Raw genomic sequence first — 18,422 nt, 5'->3', positions numbered from 1 at the left:
GAAAGCGCCACCGCCGACGAGAAGCTCGAGCTCGATCGGGCCAGGCCCTCGATCCCGCGGGAGATCGACCGGGCCCTGCTGCTCGACGCGTCCGTCGCGATGCAGCACTACGACATGCACCTCGACCATCCGGTCGGATGCGGACGAGCTGGGAGATGCCTACGGGTGGGTCTCAGCCCTCGTCGTACTTCTCCCAGAAGCGGGCCCGCAACCGGTACCGGCTGTCCTCGTCCAGGTCGTAGTGCTGCATCGCGACGGACGCGTCGAGCAGCAGGGCCCGGTCGATCTCCCGCGGGATCGAGGGCCTGGCCCGATCGAGCTCGAGCTTCTCGTCGGCGGTGGCGCTTTCCCGGAACGAGGCCAGCACCCGCATCACCACCTCGTCGATCGCGTGGTCGTCCTCGGTCTCGTCGTTGCGGTCGTAGCCCGGCAGCACCTGAGCGGGGGAGCCGGTGGTGCTGCTGTAGGCGAGCACACTGGTCCGACGCGGGGCCGACGAGGCCGGTACCCGCGCCGCCACGTCCAGAGGGGTCCGGCCAGCCGGCCGGACCGCCGGGACCACGGCGGGCGTGGGCGCCGGTGGCGTGGGAATCGGTGCGGGCACCGGTTGACGGTCGACCTTGAGCACCGCGTCATCGACGACTCCGCCGTCGATGACGTCGAGCTCGTCGGCAGCGCGGATCAGGTGCCGGCTGACCCCGTGCGAGGTGCCCACCGCGGTCGGGACGGCGAGCAGCACGACTTGAACGCCGTGAACCTGAGCCTCTTCGACGGCTTCGGTCAGGTCATCGTCGCCGGAGACGAGGAAGAACACATCCGAGGCTCCGTTGCGAGCGTGAGCCACCAAGTCCAGGCCGATACGCAGGTCCACGCCCTTCTGCTCGCCGTTGACACCGAAGCGGCCGAGGCGAAGCTTGACCTTGGCAAGCTCACCGATGCGTTCTTGCTGCGCGTCGGGGATGCCGTTGCGGGCCGAGTCGTACCAATACACCCGCAACACCGGCAGCCCCGACCGGTCCTGCGCGGTGTCCACCAGCGAGCTGATCAGCGTGGAGTAGTCGACGTGAATACCGCTGCGTAGCGACGTGCCGGTCACGCGAGTTGCAGCCGAGGCAAGCAGATATCCGGCATCGATGTAGAGCGAGCAGGTCGACCGCATGCGCTCACTATGACATGCAGAAACGACAGGGACGGCACACTGTGACCAGCCCATGCGCCCCTTTCACTGGTGGGAGCACGGGACAGCCTCGACCACCGCGAAGCGCCTGCCTGCAGGCGATGCTCGCACCCGGCGTCCTGGCAGGACTCGCGGTATGCCGCGTACGCGCGGTAAGCGGTGTGCGACTGGTATCGGGTAGCCGGAACGCAGAACCTTGCCTCTCCGCTGGTCACGGACGGTCTGCACACGGCAGCCGAGGTACCGAAGCGATGCCGCAGGGAAGGCCGAATGATGCATCGGATGCAATAACGGGCGTGCGAGTTGACATAATCACGCTTATCGGCATTTCGTGACAGGTTGTGCCACAGCAGGTTTCGTGGGATATCGGCGTTGTCTCGCGGGAACGAGGCGCGGGGCGGGCGCACCGGCGCGGTCAAGTCCACGGCGTCGGCGCGTCCCGGGCGCTGTTCGCTGCCGCCGACGCGGCTGGATCGACCGACTGGGACGGTCTCGGTCCTGGATGAGTCTGAATTCGTGTTCCTGCGCGACGGGCGTCGTCGGCGCCAAGGCATCTCGCAGCCCGCCGTTAAGTTCAGTCCTGTTGCACCGCAACATGAATCATGGATAATCGTGCTTATCCATCCCGGACAACCATGAGTGCACCGGCGACACTTCACTCCTTCGGGTCCTGATCGATGCTGCCTCGCACGCCAGGACCTAGGCGCCGACTCGGCGGGGCCGAATGGCCATGGCTCGTTGGTTGCGGCGCCGGGCACGAACGGGGACTGGCGGGACGAGCTTGCAGCGTCGCGTGGGCATGATGGTTCGACTCCTGTGACGGCCGGTAGCAGACAGGTATGGGCAGGGAACCTCACGGCGCCGTTGTCTGTTTCGGTAAGGTTTTCGCGTCACCGTCATACCCCTGCGCGGTGATCGAGGCCCTCGGAGTTGCCCCAAACTCTCTCCGGCGGGGCTTCTCGGTTCCATCTCAGGCCGATCTTGACCGAGCGCGCGACACTGCAGGGCGGCCGGGTCGGACTGCGCCGTGCAGGGGGTGGCACAGTGCGGGCCGGCTCTTGTCGTCTTCCGTCCGGAGTTCCGTCGGCGCTTGCGCTGACGGAACTGGATCCTCCACGTACTGGGAGGGTGGCGGTGTCCCCGACACGATGGATCGACGTACGCTGCCGGAAACATGCGTGCATTGCATGCACGCCACGCATGCAACCTTGCGTCGCCGTGGGCCGAGCCTCCAGTTCGACACCGCCGCCTCGGGTCTGCGCACTCGGTAAGCGCTTGTTTCGCTTGTGGTCGAGGTCCTCGGCCCCAGCTCGCAGCACAGCCGCGTTCGTACTCGCTCGGATCTCTGCTGTGCGTGCGTGTCCAGCATCTTCGACCGGAGCTCACGGGCGGCACCTGCTCCCCCGGATCGACGCTGCGTCGCGGGCAGGGCCCTCAGTCCTGATCGTCCAGTGATGCGAAACGAACGTCCCGCCAGAATTCGCACAGCAGGGTCAGCGACCTGTGCTGATCCCATTCCCGCAGCGCCGTCACATATCGGGCATGTTGGGTGGTGTCGCGTTCGACGCTGAGTTCGAGGACGGGAAAGTCCAGCCGCCGCATCGCTTCGGCGACCATCGCCCTCACCGCTCTACCGTTGAAATCCTCGAACGGATGCACGTGCAGTGCCTGAGCCTCCAGGTAGGCGAGGGCTTCGAGTTGAAGCTCGACGTCGTCGGCGCAGTAGTCGAGCCGGCCGGTGAAGCTGTGGAACAGCTCCCGCATCTGTCGGTCCACGTGGATGTGTTCCGGCGGATAGTGGCCTCCCACCCGGACCGGCTTGGTGCGCCACCGGCCGGCGATGTCGGGCATCACGTCGATCAGGATCCGGCGATGGAACTCGCGGAGCAAATCCACGTCCATCGCCTCGTCGGCGAAGCGACCGGAGGCCACCTCGTCGAGCAGCCGGCGTAGTGGCTCGGCGATCAGATCGGCGACCTCGTGGTAGGTCTTCGTGCCGAACAGTGTCTCGAACTGGCGGGTGCTGCCGGTATCGACCGGCTCCGGCGGCTCACCCACGGGCCACCGCTGCTGCGCGGGTCCGTGCGTGCACGATCAGTGCGAGCCCAGCACGGCCCGCTGACGCTGCCGTGCCTGCTCGATCCACCGGTCGGAGACCGGCTCGCCTTCCATCGCCATGCTGTGGATCACGTGATCGACCACGGCGGCGCGCCGCCGATAGACCTTCTCCTCGGTGGGCAGCGCACGCCACCGTGCGACCAGTGCCCGAACATCGTGTGTGGTCACGGCGTGCTCCCTTCCGTCTCGATCCGGTCCGCTGTACCCCCCCATGATGGCAGCCGGTGGCGACAGCGAGCAATCGAGACGGGCTCTGCCGGCCTGCGGACGTTGTGCGGACCGCGGCGTTGTCGGCGCCGTGGTGTAGGCACAGCTGGACGACGAGACGGCGGATGGGCCTGTCGCGCCCACCGAGGTAGGGGGATCGCATGGTTGTGCTGCTCATCTTCAATGTGCTCGGAATCGTGGCCGCGCTCGTCTGTGCGCACCGGTCGTATCGCCGGTACGGTCGCCCGGGTCGGGCGGTGGCGGCCGGCGTCGGAGGGCTTCTCGTTCTTCCGCTGATCGTCGTGGTGGCGGTCGCGGCGGCTGCCCCGCGGGCATCACGGACCGGCTAGTGGAACAACGGGTAATCGCAGTTCAGGACGTATTTCGAGTACAGTGCTCGAGTAGAATTGATCTTGAAATGTTCCCGGATTCGGGGGGAGCTCCGCCCAGGGTCGGGCGCAGTCGAGGAGGTCGCGTGGCGGACGAGAACGCCAACCAGGACACGTTCGGGACAGAGGATCAGGGAGGACGAAATGGCTCCGCAGAGCGAGGATTTCAGGGTGCAGGTCGAGGGGATCGACCTGACGATCGCGGCCGAGACCAGGCGGATTCTGGTCGAGTGGCTGGGGATCGATCCGGCGACCGAGCAGGAGCGGATCGACCGGGAAGCGCTGCGTCTGCAGCAGATGACCGAGGACGCGGCCGAGCAGTTCGAGCAGGCGACCCTGACGACCCCGGACGCGACGTACTGGGACGCGGTGCAGGCCAAGGCAACAGCGTGGCGGGCAGCGCGGGAGATGGTGCTGGAGGGCGAGCTGTATCCGCAGGTGACGCCGGAGATTCGGGCAGCGCAGGAGGAGTTCGAGGTGGGGCTCGATCAGCGGATCGAGGAACGCTGGGAGGCAGCCCGGGCAGCGCAGGATCCCGGTCGGTGGCGGACGCGGAACGTTCGGCCGAACCCGACCGCGGGTCGAGTCGTGGAAAGGGTGTGGGTGTCGAAGCCGGGATGGTTCCTGTCGCTGGCGGAGGCGCTGATCGCGCAGCGGATCGAGGACAACCTGCCGGTGCCGATGACCTCCCGCGATCCGTTGGCGGACGAGCTGGCGGCGATGATCGAGGACGAGATGCGGCGCAACCCGCCGCAGGACCCGGATCTGCCGTTCTGATCCAGGCACAGTGGGCGCAGGTCCGCGACGAACTGTTTGGCCTGCGTAAACAGGGCGAGAAGCTCGTTGATCGTCTGGCCGAGGCCAGGAAGGCTCTGGCGACCGCGCAGGAACGCGGACTGGGCCGTGGCGTCGACATCAACGGTCAGCGAGTCGCTGCGTTGACCGAGCACCTCGAACGTCTCCGTGGGCAATGGTGGGAGCTGCGTGGCCGGGAGAATCAGCTGCGCAGTGAGCTGCACGTTCTGGGGATCGACCCGGAGGGCGTCCCCAGGCCGGTGGTGGGTGAGGTCGCTTCTGCGCAACCGGCCTGGCGTGAACACCCCGCCACCGCCCGCCAGTTGCGGGCCCTCGAACGCCTTGCCCGCGAGACGGACGTGCCGTTCGTCGTCGAAGACGGCATCACCAAAGGCCAGGCCCACGATCTGATCGCGTCGCTGCTGGCTGGCAACATTCCGCAGGCACAGTTCCCCGACCGTCCCGCGGGGCCGATGTTCCTCCCGGCCGCGACACCGGCCGGGCCGGCCGCGCCGGACACTGCCCCGGCGCTTGAGCCGCCCCCGGCCGAGACTCCGCAGCCGGTGATCGATCCGGTGGCCGAGGTCGAGCGTCGTTTGCTCGAGCGTCTCGCCGAACCGGATGCCGAGGTCGATGTTGCCGTGAACCTCGAGGTCAACACGGCGGCGCAGTTCTTTTCCTGGGCCGACGGGCATTTCAAGGTCAAGGCCCAGGTCGCGCTGGCCGATCTGATGACCGACCGTGCCTCGCTGACCGACGAGATGTTCGTGGTGTGCCGGTCGATCCTGGCGGATCCGAAACGCTGGGGCGAACTCGGTCACCGCGCCGCCGAGGCGTACTGGCAGGCCCGCACCGGCGAGCCGGTGCAGCATCCGGTCACCGCCGAGGTGACCGACACGATCGTCGACGCCCGCGCCCGCGAGGACCGCGCCGTCGCCGAGGACTTCCTCGACACCACCCAAGTCGTTCTCGAGGCGCAGGAACCGGCCGAGCTCGACACTGTCGAGCAGCGCAGTGACCACGTCGATGCGGTGCTGGACGGCATCGACCGGGCCGCCACGGTCGAGGTCGAGCAGTGGTGGGCGCGGGGCCGGGCCGCCTACGACCCCGACGATCCGCTGACGCTGCCGCAGCCGGACACCGACCCGCAGGTCGCTGCCGCGCTCGAGGCGGTGCGCGGCCGCAAGGCCCGCGACGAGATCCGCGCCCAGTGGTTCGCCGGTGTCGAGCAGGGACGCCGTGAGGCCACCGCCGCGCAGCGCCAGGCCTTGATCGCCGAGGTCGCCGTCGCCCCGAGGCTCATCGCCAAGGTTGAGGGTCGGCGTCCGGACTACCTGCCTGCCGTCGCCCGCGACGACGCCAAGACCCTGATCGCCGAGGCCGCCCGCGCCGGCTCACCGCTGCGGCAGGCCGCAGCGAAAGTTCTGCTCGAATACCACCCGCTGCCGGCCGAGCTGTACGAGCGGGCCTACGCCGAATGGGACCGCCTCCACGGACCCGAGCTGACCTGGGACCAGGACACCGCCGGGGAGTGGACGGCGTGGATGACCCTGCAGCTGCGCCGCGACCCGCTGGTCGGGTCGTGGGCCGGTCTGCCGATGTGGACCCGCACCGATCTGATCGAGTTCGGTATCGAGACCGCCTTCGCGGTCATGGCCGAGGAACGCCCCGATCTGATCAAAGCCACCGCGGGCATTCCCCCCGAGCGTCTGGCTGCCGAGCTGCGCGGAAACATCATCCCGAACCTGCCGCAACCCGAGGCATCGGATGTCTCCGCCGGGTTCGTCGCGACCGGCGAATTCCGCCAACTCCGCTTGCGGGACTATGTGGAATCGAGGGTGCAGCACTACTCGATTCACGGGTGGGCATACACCCTCGACGGCGGCGGCACGTCCACCACCGCCGGCCACAATCCGCGGGTGGCGATCGGTGCGCTGCTCGACGCCCGCACCAAGCCGATCCCGGAGTGGATCGAACGCATCTACCGGCCCTACGCCCAGGCCCGCACCACCGTGGTGACCAGGGCGATCGCCTACGCCCGGAACAACGAGTTCTACCACGCTGCGGCCCGGTCGGATCTGCTGTGGAAGTACGACGAGTCCGGCACCTTCGTTGCCGCCCACTCGCTCCTCGAGGACGTGCGTAGCGGCATCATCGAGCAGCTGCGCAGCGCTGTCCCGGCCGAGGTCGACCTGCTCGAATCCCTCGGGATCGATCTGGAGTGGACCCTCGGTCACGACGTGGACCCGACGGTGCTGCGCGACATTCGGGCCGCAGGGGACGACCTGTACAGCCTCACCTCCACCGACCTGACCTTCGCCGGGGCGGGAGATGTGGTCGTTGGTGATCCTGACGGCCGGCACGTCACGATCCGCTCTGGGTGGGCACCGAACAGCAGTGACCACATTACCTACGTCGATCGTCAGTCCCGTCCCGAGCTGACGATGCGGGACGCGATCGCCGACGCCCGCGCCGTCCTCGCCGCCGACCCCCAGGCCGAACAGCTCGACCCAGAGCGCACCACCGGCGTCGAGGCCGAACTCGACACCGGCACCGAGGCTGAAGCCGAGGTGGATACCCACGACCAACCGACCATCGAGACCGAGCAACCGCAGGTCGGTGAGGAGGCCCCGCCGTCCCCCCGAGTCTTAACGCCTGCGGTCGAGGACACAGGCGCGGTGATCTTCGAAGCGGTCGAATCGGCTCCCACCGAGCCGTCGGACCCTCACCCGGCCGGCACCGACACGGCTGCGACCTCGTGGGTGCTCACCGATCGTCCGATGCTCGGCCACATCGGACCGACCACCGCACCCACCCCCGCGCCCGAACCGGAACCGGAACCGGAGGCTGCCGCCGAGCCGGCCTCAGTGCCGGCGCAGACCGAACCGGTTGCGGACACCGACGAGCTGGTCGTTCCCGACACCGAATACGGCGAGCCACTGACCAGCCCCCTGTGGCGAAACGGCGGTCTGGTCAAGGCCCGCAAGGAATCCGGCGGATACGTCTACCTCTCCCCGGCCACCGCCGCCCAGTACGCCGCTGCCGATGTGTCCGCCGAACCGCAGACCGCCGTTGAGCAGCCGCAAAGCGACGCCACTGCCGCGGCCGAGCTATCCGAGACTGTCGCGGAGGTCACCGCTCCTACCCCGGACACCGGTGGTGACCAGGCCGAACCGGAGACCGGCGCCGCGGCCGCGCAGACCGCCCCGCAGGTCGAGACCCCGGTGGTGCGTCCTGCACCGCCGACCGCGGCGGCGCAGGACTTCACCCTCGGTACCGAGGTGCTGGTCCCGTCCGGGGCGAAGGCCCGGGCGCGGGCGAACATCGCCGCCCTGCGCCTGGTGCGCCGGCTCGACGAACAGCAGCGACCGGCCACCGCCGCCGAGCAGGCGGTGCTGGCGCAGTGGTCCGGCTGGGGAGCGATCCCGGAGGTCTTCGACAACCGCGCGAAGATCCTCGCGCAGTGGGGCGACGAGCACGCCGAACTGCTCGATCTGCTCGGGGACAAGGGCTTCGCCCAGGCCCGCCAGACCACCCTCAACGCCCACTACACCGACCCGGCGATCGTCGCCGAACTGTGGCGGGCGGCGGCGCGGGCCGGACTGCCCGACGGTGCGCTGTTGCTCGAACCGGGCTGCGGGGCCGGTCATTTCGTCGGCACCGCCCCGGAGACGGTGCGCATGGTCGGCGTCGAGATCGAGCCGATCAGCGCGAAGATCGCGCACTACCTGTATCCCTCGCAGCAGATCCGCAACCACGGCTTCGAACGCAACTTCGCCCCCGCCGGCACCTTCACCGGGGCGATCGGCAACGTCCCGTTCGGCAAGTTCGCGCCCGTCGATCCGATCCACAATGCCGAGGGTCTGGCGATCCACAACCACTTCATCGCCAAATCCCTCGCGCTGACCGCCCCCGGGGGCTACGTCGCCGTGGTGACGAGCATGTTCACCTCGGATGCCCGCCGCGCCGAACAACGCGCCGTGATCACCGCGACAGGTGATCTGATCGGTGCGGTGCGTCTGCCCACCGGCGCGTTCGACCGGCAGGCCGGCACCGACGTGGTCACCGACGTGCTCATCTTCCGCCGCCGCGAGGACGGAGCCACCCCCACCGAGGACACCCTCGAATGGGCACAGCCCGCCGTGCAGGTCGAAGCAGTCGACGCCAAGACCGGTGAACAGGCCCGGACCTGGATCAACCCGTACTTCGCGAAGTACCCGGAGCGGGTGCTGGGCACCCTCACCGTCGGCGGCGGCATGTATGCCGGGGGCTCGCTGCGGGTCACCGCGCACACCGGCGCCGCCCTGGCCGAGCAGCTGCGCACCCAGCTCGATCCGCTCATCGACCGGGCCGTCGCCCGCGGTCTCGGGTTCACCGCCCCGGCCCCCGATCCGGCGGGGGTAGAAGCGTTCACCACGCCGGGGCTGCGCACCGGAACAGGTCTCGACTCCAACGAGGTGCTGCCCGGCGCGATGCGATTCAACGAGACCGAGAATCGCTTCGAGCAGTTCACCCTCGGCCGGGGCTGGGCCGAGGCCGGCTGCCGCGGCAAGGACCTGGCGCGGCAGTGGAAGGTGCTCATCGCTCTCGGGGAGACGGTGATGGAGCTGTCCGAGGCCAGCCGCTCCCGCACGCATACCGTCGCCGACCGTGACGTGATCCGGGGCCGGCTGAACTCGCTCTACGACGGCTATGTGCGCCGGTGGGGGCCGCTGAACCGGTTCAAGCTCACCGACCCGACCCCGCTGTCGGAGGCGAAGATCGCCGCTCGCCTGGACAAGGCGATCACCGAGTGGCGGCTCGAGACCGGCCGCGACGAGGCTATTGCCGACGGCCTCGACCCGAAGGATGCCGGACCGTACACCGGATCGATTCCCGACGAGGTGTACGAGGAGCTGCGCGAGAAGGCGGCCGAGCAGCCACAGCCGCGGCGGTATTCCGCGCATCTGCAGGGCGCGATCGCCCGCGACCCGCGCCTGGGCATGGTGCTGGCGATCGAGAACTTCCAGTCGCGCTTCGACGGCAGCGAGGCGGTGGCGACCAAGACGGCGATCTTCACCGAGGACACCACCCCGTTCAAGGACAAGGCCACCGGCGCCGCCGACCTCGACGAGGCGTTGGCGATCTGCTTCGACGAGCTCGGACACATCGCCCCGCACCGGGTCGCCGAGCTGCTGAACCTGTCCGTCGAGGACGCCCTCGACCAGGCCCAGGGCCGGATCTATCCGTCCCTGCACGCCGATGACCAGTGGGAACTCGCCACCGTCGCGTTGTCCGGGCAGGTCCGCGACAAGCTCGCCCTCGCCCGGGTCAAGGCCAACCAGGACCCCCGCTACGCCCCGCTGGTGCAGGCCCTCGAATCGGTGGTGCCGGCGGATGTGGACCCCGCCGACATCGGGGTGCGCATCGGCGCGACCTGGGTGCCGATCGAGGACTATCGCGCGTTCCTGATCCACGAGTTCGGGCTGCGCCCGGACCGGCTCACCGTCGAGCACGACAAGGTCAGCGGCAGCTGGGAGATCTCCACCGACCAGAAAAGCCGCCACGAGTTCTCCAGCGGCTATCCCGACAAGTACGGCACCGGCCGGCTCCCCGGGGTGAAGATGTTCGAGCTGCTCGCCAACAACAAACCCATCCAGGTGACCAAGACCGCCGACGAGCTCGAGCGCTCCCCCAAGCCGCGGTTCCACGTCAAGCTCACCGAACAGGCCCACGCCTCCGCTGGTGCGCTGGCCGAGCGGTTCGAGAAGTGGCTGTGGGAGGACGGTGACCGCTATCTGCGCCTGGCCGCCACCTTCAACGAGCGCTACAACTCGTTCGTCAAGCCGGTCCACGACGGACGCAGCAAGTCTTTCCCCGGCCTGAATCCGAAGTACACGCCCTACGACTATCAGGCCGCCGCGGTGCAGCGGTTCCTGCACGACGAGACGATCCTGCTCGACCACGTGGTCGGGGCCGGCAAGACCCTGACGATCACCGCCTCGTGCATGGAAGCCACACGTCTCGGGCAGATCCGCCAACCGTGGATCGTGGTGCCCAACCACCTGCTCGCGCAGTGGTCGGTCGAGGCCCGCGACGCCTACCCGAACGCGAACATCCTCGTCGCCTCCGAACTCGACGGCCGCGATGACCGGCAACGCTTCGTCGGGCAGAGCGCCGTCGGCGACTGGGATCTGGTGATCGTGCCGCAGTCGGTGTTCGGCAAGATCGCCATGCGCCGCGAAGCGCAGATCGAATACCTCGACAGCGAAATCTCCGAACTACGGCAGGCTCTCGACGCCGCCAACAGCCAAGGAGCGGAGTTCACGGTCAAGCAGATCGAGAACGCGATCAAGGCCGCCGAAGGCCGCATCGAGAAGATCATCGACGCCAAGGCCACCGACGACGGGCTGACCTTCGAGCAATCGGGCTGCGATTTCCTGTTCGTCGACGAGGCCCACGACTACAAGAACCTCACCCGCCCGTCCAACAGCGCCGACCTGGCGGTCCCGACCGGCTCCCAACGCGCCACCGACCTGGAGATGAAAGCCAAGTATCTGCGCGAGCAGGCCCGCGCTCGCAACGCCGAGCAGGGGATGCCGCACGCGCCGGCCAAAGCGATCGCGTTCGCCACGGGCACCCCGATCACCAACTCGCTGTCGGAGATCTGGGTGATGACCAAGTACCTGCGCCCGGACCTGCTGCACGCCGCCGGCCTCGGGCGCATCGACAACTGGGCGGGCACCTTCGCCAAGCCGGTGTCGGTGGCGGAGATGAACACCACCGCCACCCGCATCCAGATGCGCACCCGCATGGCCGAATACGCCAACGTCCCCCAGCTGGTGGCGATGTTCGACCAGTTCCGCGACGTGGTGACCGCCGATCGCATCCCGGTGCGCCTGCCCACCCTCGACGGCGGCACGCCGCAGATCGTCGAGTTCGACCTGGGCCCCGACGCCCTCGACGCGATGGCCGACCTCGATGTGCGTATGTCCCAGATTCAGGGTGATCGGATGGACCTGGACAACAGCCTCAAGATCGCCACCGACGGGCGGAATCTGACGATGTATCCCGCGCTGGCGAACCTGGGCGCCCCGAGCCCGAGCACAGCCGCATCGAACACGCCGCCGATCTGATCTGGCAGGTCCACCGCGACCACGCCGACCTGCACATCCCGGCCGACAAGTACGGCCCCGAGATGACCGGGGTGTTCCAGCTGGTGTTCTGCGACCGCGGCACCCCCAAGGCCGGAGCCGGCCCCAAGGCACGCAACCTCTACACCGAGCTGCGCGACGCCCTGGTGACCCGGGGAATGCAGCCCGACGAAATCGCGTTCATGCACGACTACGAGGGCCCCAAAGCCAAAGCGAGGCTGGTCGAAGCGTGTGCGGACGGGCGAATCCGGGTGCTGCTCACCTCCACCAAGAAGGGCGGCACCGGCCTGAACGTCCAACGGGCACTCAAGCAGATGATCAACCTCGACCCGGCGTGGACCGCCGCCGACATGGAACTGAATCGTCCCGGGTTTGATGCACACCTTCTTTCTTGGGAAGGTGAACCTTATGCCGAATGTCTATCCAGCCGAGGTACGGGAGAAGGCCGTGCGCCTGGTCCTCGAGCACCGTGGTGACTACGCCTCGGAGTACGAGGCGATCCGCACAATCGCCGAACGGATGTCACTGAAGACGGAGACCGTACGGGTGTGGGTCCGCAAGGCCGAAGCGGCGGGTGACGGCACCCATGCCGCGTCGGCGTCCGAGGCGGAGATCGAACTGCGGGCATTGCGCCGGAAGAACGCCGAGCTCGAAAAGACCATCGAAATACTCAAAGCCGCAACATCTTTCTTCGCGCGGGAGTGCGACCCGCCACGCAAGTGATCTGCCGATTCATCGCCGAACACCGCGATCAGTTCGGGGTCGTACCGATCTGCCGCGTGCTCACCGAGCACGGGTGCACGATCGCCCCGAGAACCTTCTACGCCTGGCTGGCGCGCCCGCTGTCGAAGCGCGCCTTGTGGGACGCCACCATCACCGCGGTGCTGGCCTCGTACTACGTCGAGCGGGACGAGTACGGCAGACGCAAACCGGAGTCGTTGTACGGCTCGCTGAAGATGTGGGCCCACCTGCGGCGTCAGGGCATCGAGGTGGCCCGCTGCACCGTGGAGCGGCTGATGCGCGTGGGCGGGTGGCGCGGCGCCACCCGGGCGAAGAGGGTCCGCACCACGATCGCGGAGCCGTCGGCGCCGCGGCCACCGGACCTGGTCGACCGGAACTTCCGGGTCGACCGGCCCGATGCGCTCTATGTCGCCGACTTCACGTACGTGCGGATGGTGCCCTGCTTCGCGTACACCGCGTTCGTGATCGATGCGTTCGCCGGCACGATCGTCGGTTGGGAGGTGTCGACGTCGAAGGAAACCGCGTTCGTAGAGCGGGCGGTGAATCAGGCCTGCATGCTGCGGTCGATGCAAGGCAATCCGTTGCGCGAGAGGACTATTCACCACTCGGATGCGGGCTCTCAATATACGGCTCTGCGCTTCGGGGAAACCCTGTTCCTGCAAGGACTTCGGCCGTCGATCGGGTCGGTAGGTGACGCCTACGACAACGCCCTCGCGGAGACGACGATCGGGCTCTACAAGGCCGAGTGCGTCGCCGATGATTCCCCGTTCCGCAAGGGGCCGCTGCGCACCATCGGTGACGTCGAGGAGGCCACCTCGGCGTGGGTGCATTGGTATAACACCGGCCGGCTCATGCATCGTCTCGGGCGGATCCCACCGGCCGAGTACGAAGCCAAGTACTACGCTGAACACGGTGCCGATCAACCGGTCGCACACAAATGACAGTGTGTGCATGAGACCCGGGATGGTTCAAACAACGCCTCGGCCGCATCATCCGCCAGGGCAACGTCCACGAGACCGTCAGCGTGGTCAACCTCGTGGCCCGCCGCTCCTACGACGCGATGATGTACCAGTACGTGGCCCGCAAATCGAACTTCGTCGCCATGATCCGCAAGGCCGACGTGCCCCCCACGATGGAAGACCTCGGCGGCGACCTGACCGTCTCATGGGCACAGAGCAAGGCCGCCGCCACCGGCGATCCGGTCTTCGTCCAACAGGTCGAAGCCGACCAGCAAGTCGCCGAACTCGAAGCCCGCCGCGACGCCGTCCAGGGCGCCAACGCCGCCCGCAGCGCCGCGATCCGGGCCTTGAGCAAGTCCATCACCACCGACGAGACCCGGCTGCCCGACGTCCGCGCCACGGTCGACAAGCTCGCCGCCTGGAACAGCATCGACGACCGCGCCACGAAGATCTGGAACTTCCCCCACGCCGCGATCCCCGACTCGGAAACCGCCGACCTGGCCGACGCGCTGCGAAGCTCGTTGATCCGACTCGAGGAGGAGGTGACCCGCAGCAACGACGAGGTGGTCTTCGGGGCCATAGGCGGCGTGCCCCTCGAACTCGGCTACACCCAGGTCCTCGGCCAGTTCTACATCTCCGTTGGCGAGGAGATCGCCTGGTACGACCGCGACCGGTTCCTCAACGCGGTCGAGAAAACCAGTGGGGCGCAGGGGATGCTGACCACCCTCCGCAATCTCGCCGAGAAGGCCACCCGACAGCTGCCGGTCATCGAAGCGCGGATCGAACACAACCGGGGCCGGCTCGCCGACGCCGAGGCCGAACCGGAACTCGAGTTCACCGCCACGGCCGAACTCGAGGCCGCGAAACTGCGGGCCGAAGAGCTGCGGCTCGAGGTCAACGCCCGCGAGAACTCCCCCGACGCACTGCGCCGAGCCCGCGAAGAACGCGAGCGCCGGGCCGCGGACGGGCAGTACCCGCAGTGGACCCTCGACCTGAACCCCACCGATGCCTGGGCCGCAGAACACAGCATGAGCAAAGAAGACCTCATCGCCTCGGTCCCGGCCCGCATGGCCGCCGCCCGGCAGGAATGGCTCGACGGCGCCGAGCAGCGCGACGCGAACCGCAAGGCCGACCCGTGGGTGGCTCTCGACGAGACCGAAGCGCTCTGGCAGTACGGCTTCGACACCGGCACCGGCCGGCCCGGTGCCCGGGTGTACTGGGACGATCGGCAATGGCACCTCGAAGCCTGGGACGGGGACGGCGCGCTCGACCGCGACGCGGTCAACACCCGAGGCGAGGCATTCAGCCTCGGCATCCGCGTGGTCGAACAGTTCGCCGCCGACCGGCAGATCCCCCGCGAGGCGATTCACCAGGTCGGCATCGACCGCCGCGAACGCCGCGACAACGCCGCGTCCCCCACGACGGTGGAACCGACCGCCGCGGTGGTCGAACCCGCCGACGCGATCGTGGAGCCGACCGAGACGATCAGCGCCGCCACCGGCACCTTCGAGCTCGATGACACGCTCGCCCACGGATTGCGTGCCGCAGGCGACGTTCGCCCACTGCACAAGTTCAATCCCCACGGCACGCGGCCGCAACAGCAGCAGCACATCGACCCGACACGGCAGTACGAAGCCGAATACGGAGGTGGATACGAGGAAGACGGCCGCGCCGTCTGACCGCGTCTCCAGCCTCGACACCACCGGTGGGGCAGGACCCGACGGTCCTGCCCCACCACACCACCGACCAGGGGGAACCTGTGACACCACGCAAGACCGAAGCCGAAGCCCGCGCCGCCGTCGCCGCGATGGAACCGATCATGGCCATCGAAGGCCGCGAGATGAGCGACGCCGACAAGGAACTGCTGGTCGAACTGATCCAAGGCACCACGACCATCGACGAAGTCACCAAGATCATGGCTCGCGAAGCCGGCTACGAGATCGACTGACATGGCCCCGCGCTACTCCCGCGAATGGCTCGACTACTTCATCCCCGACACGGTCGACTGGCACCCGGACGGAATGCCCGACACCAGCCGCGCCGTGATGAAAAGCCTGGTCCTGCGATCGGACAAATGGCCGCACGGCATCCCCGACGCCGACCTGCTGCACCGCACCGAAGGCGTCATCAGCTACATGCGCATGCAGGAGCTGGCCGACGATCCGATCCCCGGCCGGTTCGACCTGCCACACTTCCAACGCATCCATCACCACCTGTTCCAGGACGTCTACCCCTGGGCCGGGCAACTGCGCACCGCACCACGGGACTGGCCGATGGTCAAGATGGGGCCGGACGTCGCGGCCGTGCGCAACGGTCAGCGCCGGGTCACCGAGATCCCGCATTCGTACTTCAAGGCCCGCGACGTCCCCGAGGCCAGCGCCCTGGTTCTCGATCGCATCGCCGCCAAGGACAACCTCCGCGGACTCGGACGAGAACAGTTCCTCGACGAGCTGACGAAAGTGTGGGTGCGGATCAATCACGTTCACAGCTTTCGCGAGGGCAACACCCGAAGCCAATTCGCGTTCTTCCGGCAGCTGTGCACCGAGGCCGGCTACACCCTTCACACCGACCGCTTCATCGCCGTCAAGAAAGCCGACCTCACCCACAACCCTCTGCTCGGAGACCTCCGCGAGCAATTCGTCTGGGGGCGCTTCGAGTACATGCAGACCGGCGACACCCGCCTGATGCGCGAAGTACTCGACATGGCGATCATCGACGCCGGCGACCCGCTGCCCGTCGGTCCGATCATCGACCACGGCGTCGATCTGCGCGCCCTTGCCGCCGCGACCCTCGGCCACCCCCGATCACCACGAGCGATGGTCGACAGCGCACCCTCACCTGATGGAGACCCCACGAACGCCGTCGTCACCGAACCCGGTCGCACCCACCAGCAAGGCCGTGGCCTCGGCTTCTGATCGAGGTGCACGGAATTCAGTGGTCCAGCTCGAGGCCGGAACCCCGCCGGTGGCCGTGGTCGGGGTTCGGTGCACCGTCGCCCAGGATCGATGTCGCCCGCCGAGGAGGGGCTGTCGACGCCGCAGACAAGGGGGCGAGTCGTCTGTTACGTCCTTCGGGCGTGTTCGAATCCTACTGGATGACTTAGGTGTTCGATCCGTATGGGCCGAGGGAGCCGGGCGCCGGTGGTGTGGCCGGATCGGCGACGTAGCGCCGGATCAGGGCGGCGAGCCGGGCCGGCACCATCGTCAGTCCCTCGATCTGCTGGTGCCGCTCGATCATCGCGACGAGATCGTAGAGCGCGCGAGCGGCGTCGCCTCGCGCGCCTTTCCGGACGGTGTCGAGCTTCCACCCGGCCAGGTCGTTGCGGTGCTCGAACACGATCGTCATCAGTGCACACAGGTCCCCGACGTCCTTCGCGGCGAGGCGAGAGCGCCAGGCGAGCGCCTTGAGGACGACGGCCGCCTCGACGTCGGGGACCGGCACGTCGAAGACCACCGTGTCGTCGGTGGTCAAGCGCGCATGGACCCGCACCTCGAGCGGCTCGGACGACAGGGCCAAATGCAGCCCGGGTATGGCATCGAAACCGCGACCGTCGTGCTCGACCCTCTCCCACCGTCGGCCGCTGGTGCTGGGCACCAGCAGGTCGACGGCCAGGGTTCCCTCGGAGCCCGAGGATGCTTCGTAGTGGTTGCCCCGCACGCGGCGGTACCCGCGTCGCACGAGGGCTTCGTGCAGGTCGGCGCCGGCGGCGACCACGGGGTCCATGCCGGCATCGGCGTCGGCGGTGACGCGGGCACTCTGTTCGGCGGTGGGGTAGACCCGGCCGAGAAGGTGCACCATGTGCCCGCCGATGACCCGGTAGTTGCTGCCGTGGGCGGCGGCGGCGAGATCCGCCAACGCGCGCAGGCCCCGATCGGCGGCGTTCGACGCTGCGAGGAGGTGTACCTCAGCCACGGAAGGTGCCCTCCTCGATCGCTCTGCGCAGGTGCCCGGCGGCATCGCGGGCGTCGGGTCCGGAGCTGCGTAGCACATCGTGCGTCGCGATCACCGGATCGACCAGGATCACCGGCGCGTCGGACACCATACGGGCGGTGCGCCACAGCGTCGGATCGGCGGGGACGATCACCTCGAGGGTGTGTGCGCCGGCGGTCGCGGGAGTGAACCCGGCCGCGGTGAAGTCGAGGAACTGCGGGACGTAGAGCACCGCCCGGGTCGGCAGCCGCCACGGCGCGTACACATCGGCGGCCACGTCGCCGCTCTGCAGCACAGGAACGCCGATCTCCGAACAGAATCGGGCCGCGTCGGTGGCCTGCCGGAGCACCGGATCGAGCCCGTACCAGTACGTCGAGGCGCCGCCGGGGCCGGGATATTCGGTCAGGTGCTCGTCGAGCAGTTCGCTGCGGGGCTCGGCGATCCATCCGCCGGATCTGCGGTGCAGGTGCCGGCTCTGCCGCACCGCCAGGGAGACGGCCTGCTGGGTGACCTTGAGGGCGGCGGCCAGGTTCGGCTGGGTTATCGGGTGCTCGGCCAGCAGCAGCGCCCGCTCGGTCGCCCATCGGATCCACGGTTTGCGGCCGCGGCCGGGGCGGACGGGCGGGGTCGGCGCCGGTGCGGGGGCCGGTACGTCGTAGCGGGTGCCGAGGACGATGAGCAGCTCTTCGTCGGGTGCGATCACATCGACCGCGCCGTCGTGGGCGAGAGCCCGCAGGTGCGCGGTGGTGCGGGGGGTCACCACCAGCAGGCGGGACTCGGGATGCTTGCTGCGGAGCTTCGCGAGGAGGTGTGGGGTGGGGGGTCGCGGCTGCACCGTGACGTGCGCGGCGACCTCACGGCCGTCGGGGAGGACCAGGTCCAGACCGTCCAACGAGCCCGCCACGATGCGGGTATCGGTGCGCCGCAGCAGGTGCAGGGCGTCCGAGAGGGCATGGGATGCCGCGTCCATCTC

The 18,422-nt window shown here is 68.4% G+C and carries 12 protein-coding genes, 1 pseudogene and 1 other annotated feature; of the genes and pseudogenes, 8 read left to right on the top strand and 5 right to left on the bottom strand.

Translation table 11 applies throughout. The features are described 5' to 3' along the window. Window positions 1-117 (top strand): annotated as a pseudogene (locus AIIKEEIJ_RS33105) (NYN domain-containing protein); the annotation flags it as partial. A 55-nt stretch (window positions 118-172) separates the two neighbouring features. Here AIIKEEIJ_RS33105 and AIIKEEIJ_RS15700 read toward each other — a convergent pair. From AIIKEEIJ_RS15700 to AIIKEEIJ_RS15690, 3 genes are all read right to left on the bottom strand, one after another. Then, a complete protein-coding gene (locus AIIKEEIJ_RS15700) occupies window positions 173-1,159 on the bottom strand; it encodes an NYN domain-containing protein (protein WP_010596688.1) in 987 nt (328 codons plus the stop codon). Window positions 1,160-2,611: 1,452 nt separating this feature from the next. Then, window positions 2,612-3,235 carry a Fic family protein gene (locus AIIKEEIJ_RS15695; protein WP_161996046.1) on the bottom strand — a complete coding sequence of 208 codons (624 nt, stop codon included), beginning with the start codon at window positions 3,233-3,235 and terminating at the stop codon, window positions 2,612-2,614. Window positions 3,236-3,271: 36 nt separating this feature from the next. Then, a complete protein-coding gene (locus tag AIIKEEIJ_RS15690; protein ID WP_017682291.1) occupies window positions 3,272-3,463 on the bottom strand; it encodes a hypothetical protein in 192 nt (63 codons plus the stop codon). Between the two features lie 572 nt (window positions 3,464-4,035). Here AIIKEEIJ_RS15690 and AIIKEEIJ_RS15685 point away from each other — a divergent pair. The 7 genes from AIIKEEIJ_RS15685 (at window position 4,036) to AIIKEEIJ_RS15660 (ending at window position 16,434) form a co-directional block, all read left to right on the top strand. Beyond that, on the top strand, window positions 4,036-4,668 hold the full coding sequence (locus tag AIIKEEIJ_RS15685) for a hypothetical protein (RefSeq protein ID WP_161996045.1): 633 nt from the start codon (window positions 4,036-4,038) through the stop codon (window positions 4,666-4,668). 161 nt (window positions 4,669-4,829) lie between these two features. Continuing rightward, window positions 4,830-11,801 (top strand): DEAD/DEAH box helicase family protein, encoded by a 6,972-nt coding sequence (locus AIIKEEIJ_RS15680; protein ID WP_238406413.1) that lies wholly within the window; start codon window positions 4,830-4,832, stop codon window positions 11,799-11,801. Window positions 11,802-11,863: 62 nt separating this feature from the next. Next, window positions 11,864-12,295: a hypothetical protein gene (locus AIIKEEIJ_RS33100; protein WP_238406411.1), complete on the top strand. Its 432-nt coding sequence runs from the start codon at window positions 11,864-11,866 to the stop codon at window positions 12,293-12,295. After that, window positions 12,228-13,501, top strand: a protein-coding gene (locus AIIKEEIJ_RS15675; RefSeq protein ID WP_119699219.1) for an IS3 family transposase whose coding sequence is annotated in 2 segments (ribosomal slippage) — window positions 12,228-12,504 and window positions 12,504-13,501 — 1,275 coding nt in all. Because the reading frame shifts where the segments join, the coding sequence is not laid out codon by codon here. The genes AIIKEEIJ_RS33100 and AIIKEEIJ_RS15675 overlap by 68 nt, the downstream gene beginning before the upstream one ends. Beyond that, window positions 12,500-12,631, top strand: a sequence feature (AL1L pseudoknot). It overlaps the preceding gene by 132 nt. 83 nt (window positions 13,502-13,584) lie before the next feature. Further along, complete coding sequence (locus tag AIIKEEIJ_RS15670) at window positions 13,585-15,198, top strand: hypothetical protein (RefSeq protein ID WP_238406410.1); 1,614 nt, start codon at window positions 13,585-13,587, stop codon at window positions 15,196-15,198. Between the two features lie 80 nt (window positions 15,199-15,278). Then, entirely contained in the window at window positions 15,279-15,467 is a 189-nt protein-coding gene (locus AIIKEEIJ_RS15665; RefSeq protein ID WP_029547296.1) for a hypothetical protein, read from the top strand. 1 nt (window position 15,468) lies between these two features. Beyond that, a complete protein-coding gene (locus AIIKEEIJ_RS15660; protein ID WP_238406408.1) occupies window positions 15,469-16,434 on the top strand; it encodes a Fic family protein in 966 nt (321 codons plus the stop codon). A gap of 184 nt (window positions 16,435-16,618) precedes the next feature. Here AIIKEEIJ_RS15660 and AIIKEEIJ_RS15655 read toward each other — a convergent pair whose 3' ends face one another. Both AIIKEEIJ_RS15655 and AIIKEEIJ_RS15650 read right to left on the bottom strand, forming a co-directional pair. Next, on the bottom strand, window positions 16,619-17,431 hold the full coding sequence (locus AIIKEEIJ_RS15655) for a hypothetical protein (RefSeq protein WP_161996044.1): 813 nt from the start codon (window positions 17,429-17,431) through the stop codon (window positions 16,619-16,621). Then, entirely contained in the window at window positions 17,424-18,419 is a 996-nt protein-coding gene (locus AIIKEEIJ_RS15650; RefSeq protein WP_161996043.1) for a hypothetical protein, read from the bottom strand. The genes AIIKEEIJ_RS15655 and AIIKEEIJ_RS15650 overlap by 8 nt, the downstream gene beginning before the upstream one ends. Between the last annotated feature and the right edge of the window lie 3 nt (window positions 18,420-18,422).

This window comes from Rhodococcus sp. YH1, from assembly GCF_009939605.1.
GTDB classification, from domain to species: Bacteria; Actinomycetota; Actinomycetes; order Mycobacteriales; family Mycobacteriaceae; genus Rhodococcus; species Rhodococcus aetherivorans.
This window is presented reverse-complemented; position numbering and strand designations above follow the sequence as displayed.

What these genes read in the sequence shown, in the direction of transcription:
- AIIKEEIJ_RS15700 (WP_010596688.1), bottom strand. Translation starts at nt 1,159, where the DNA reads ATGCGGTCGACCTGCTCGCTCTACATCGATGCCGGATATCTGCTTGCC.
- AIIKEEIJ_RS15685 (WP_161996045.1), top strand. Translation starts at nt 4,036, where the DNA reads ATGGCTCCGCAGAGCGAGGATTTCAGGGTGCAGGTCGAGGGGATCGAC.
- AIIKEEIJ_RS33100 (WP_238406411.1), top strand. Translation starts at nt 11,864, where the DNA reads ATGACCGGGGTGTTCCAGCTGGTGTTCTGCGACCGCGGCACCCCCAAG.
- AIIKEEIJ_RS15660 (WP_238406408.1), top strand. Translation starts at nt 15,469, where the DNA reads ATGGCCCCGCGCTACTCCCGCGAATGGCTCGACTACTTCATCCCCGAC.
- AIIKEEIJ_RS15650 (WP_161996043.1), bottom strand. Translation starts at nt 18,419, where the DNA reads ATGGACGCGGCATCCCATGCCCTCTCGGACGCCCTGCACCTGCTGCGG.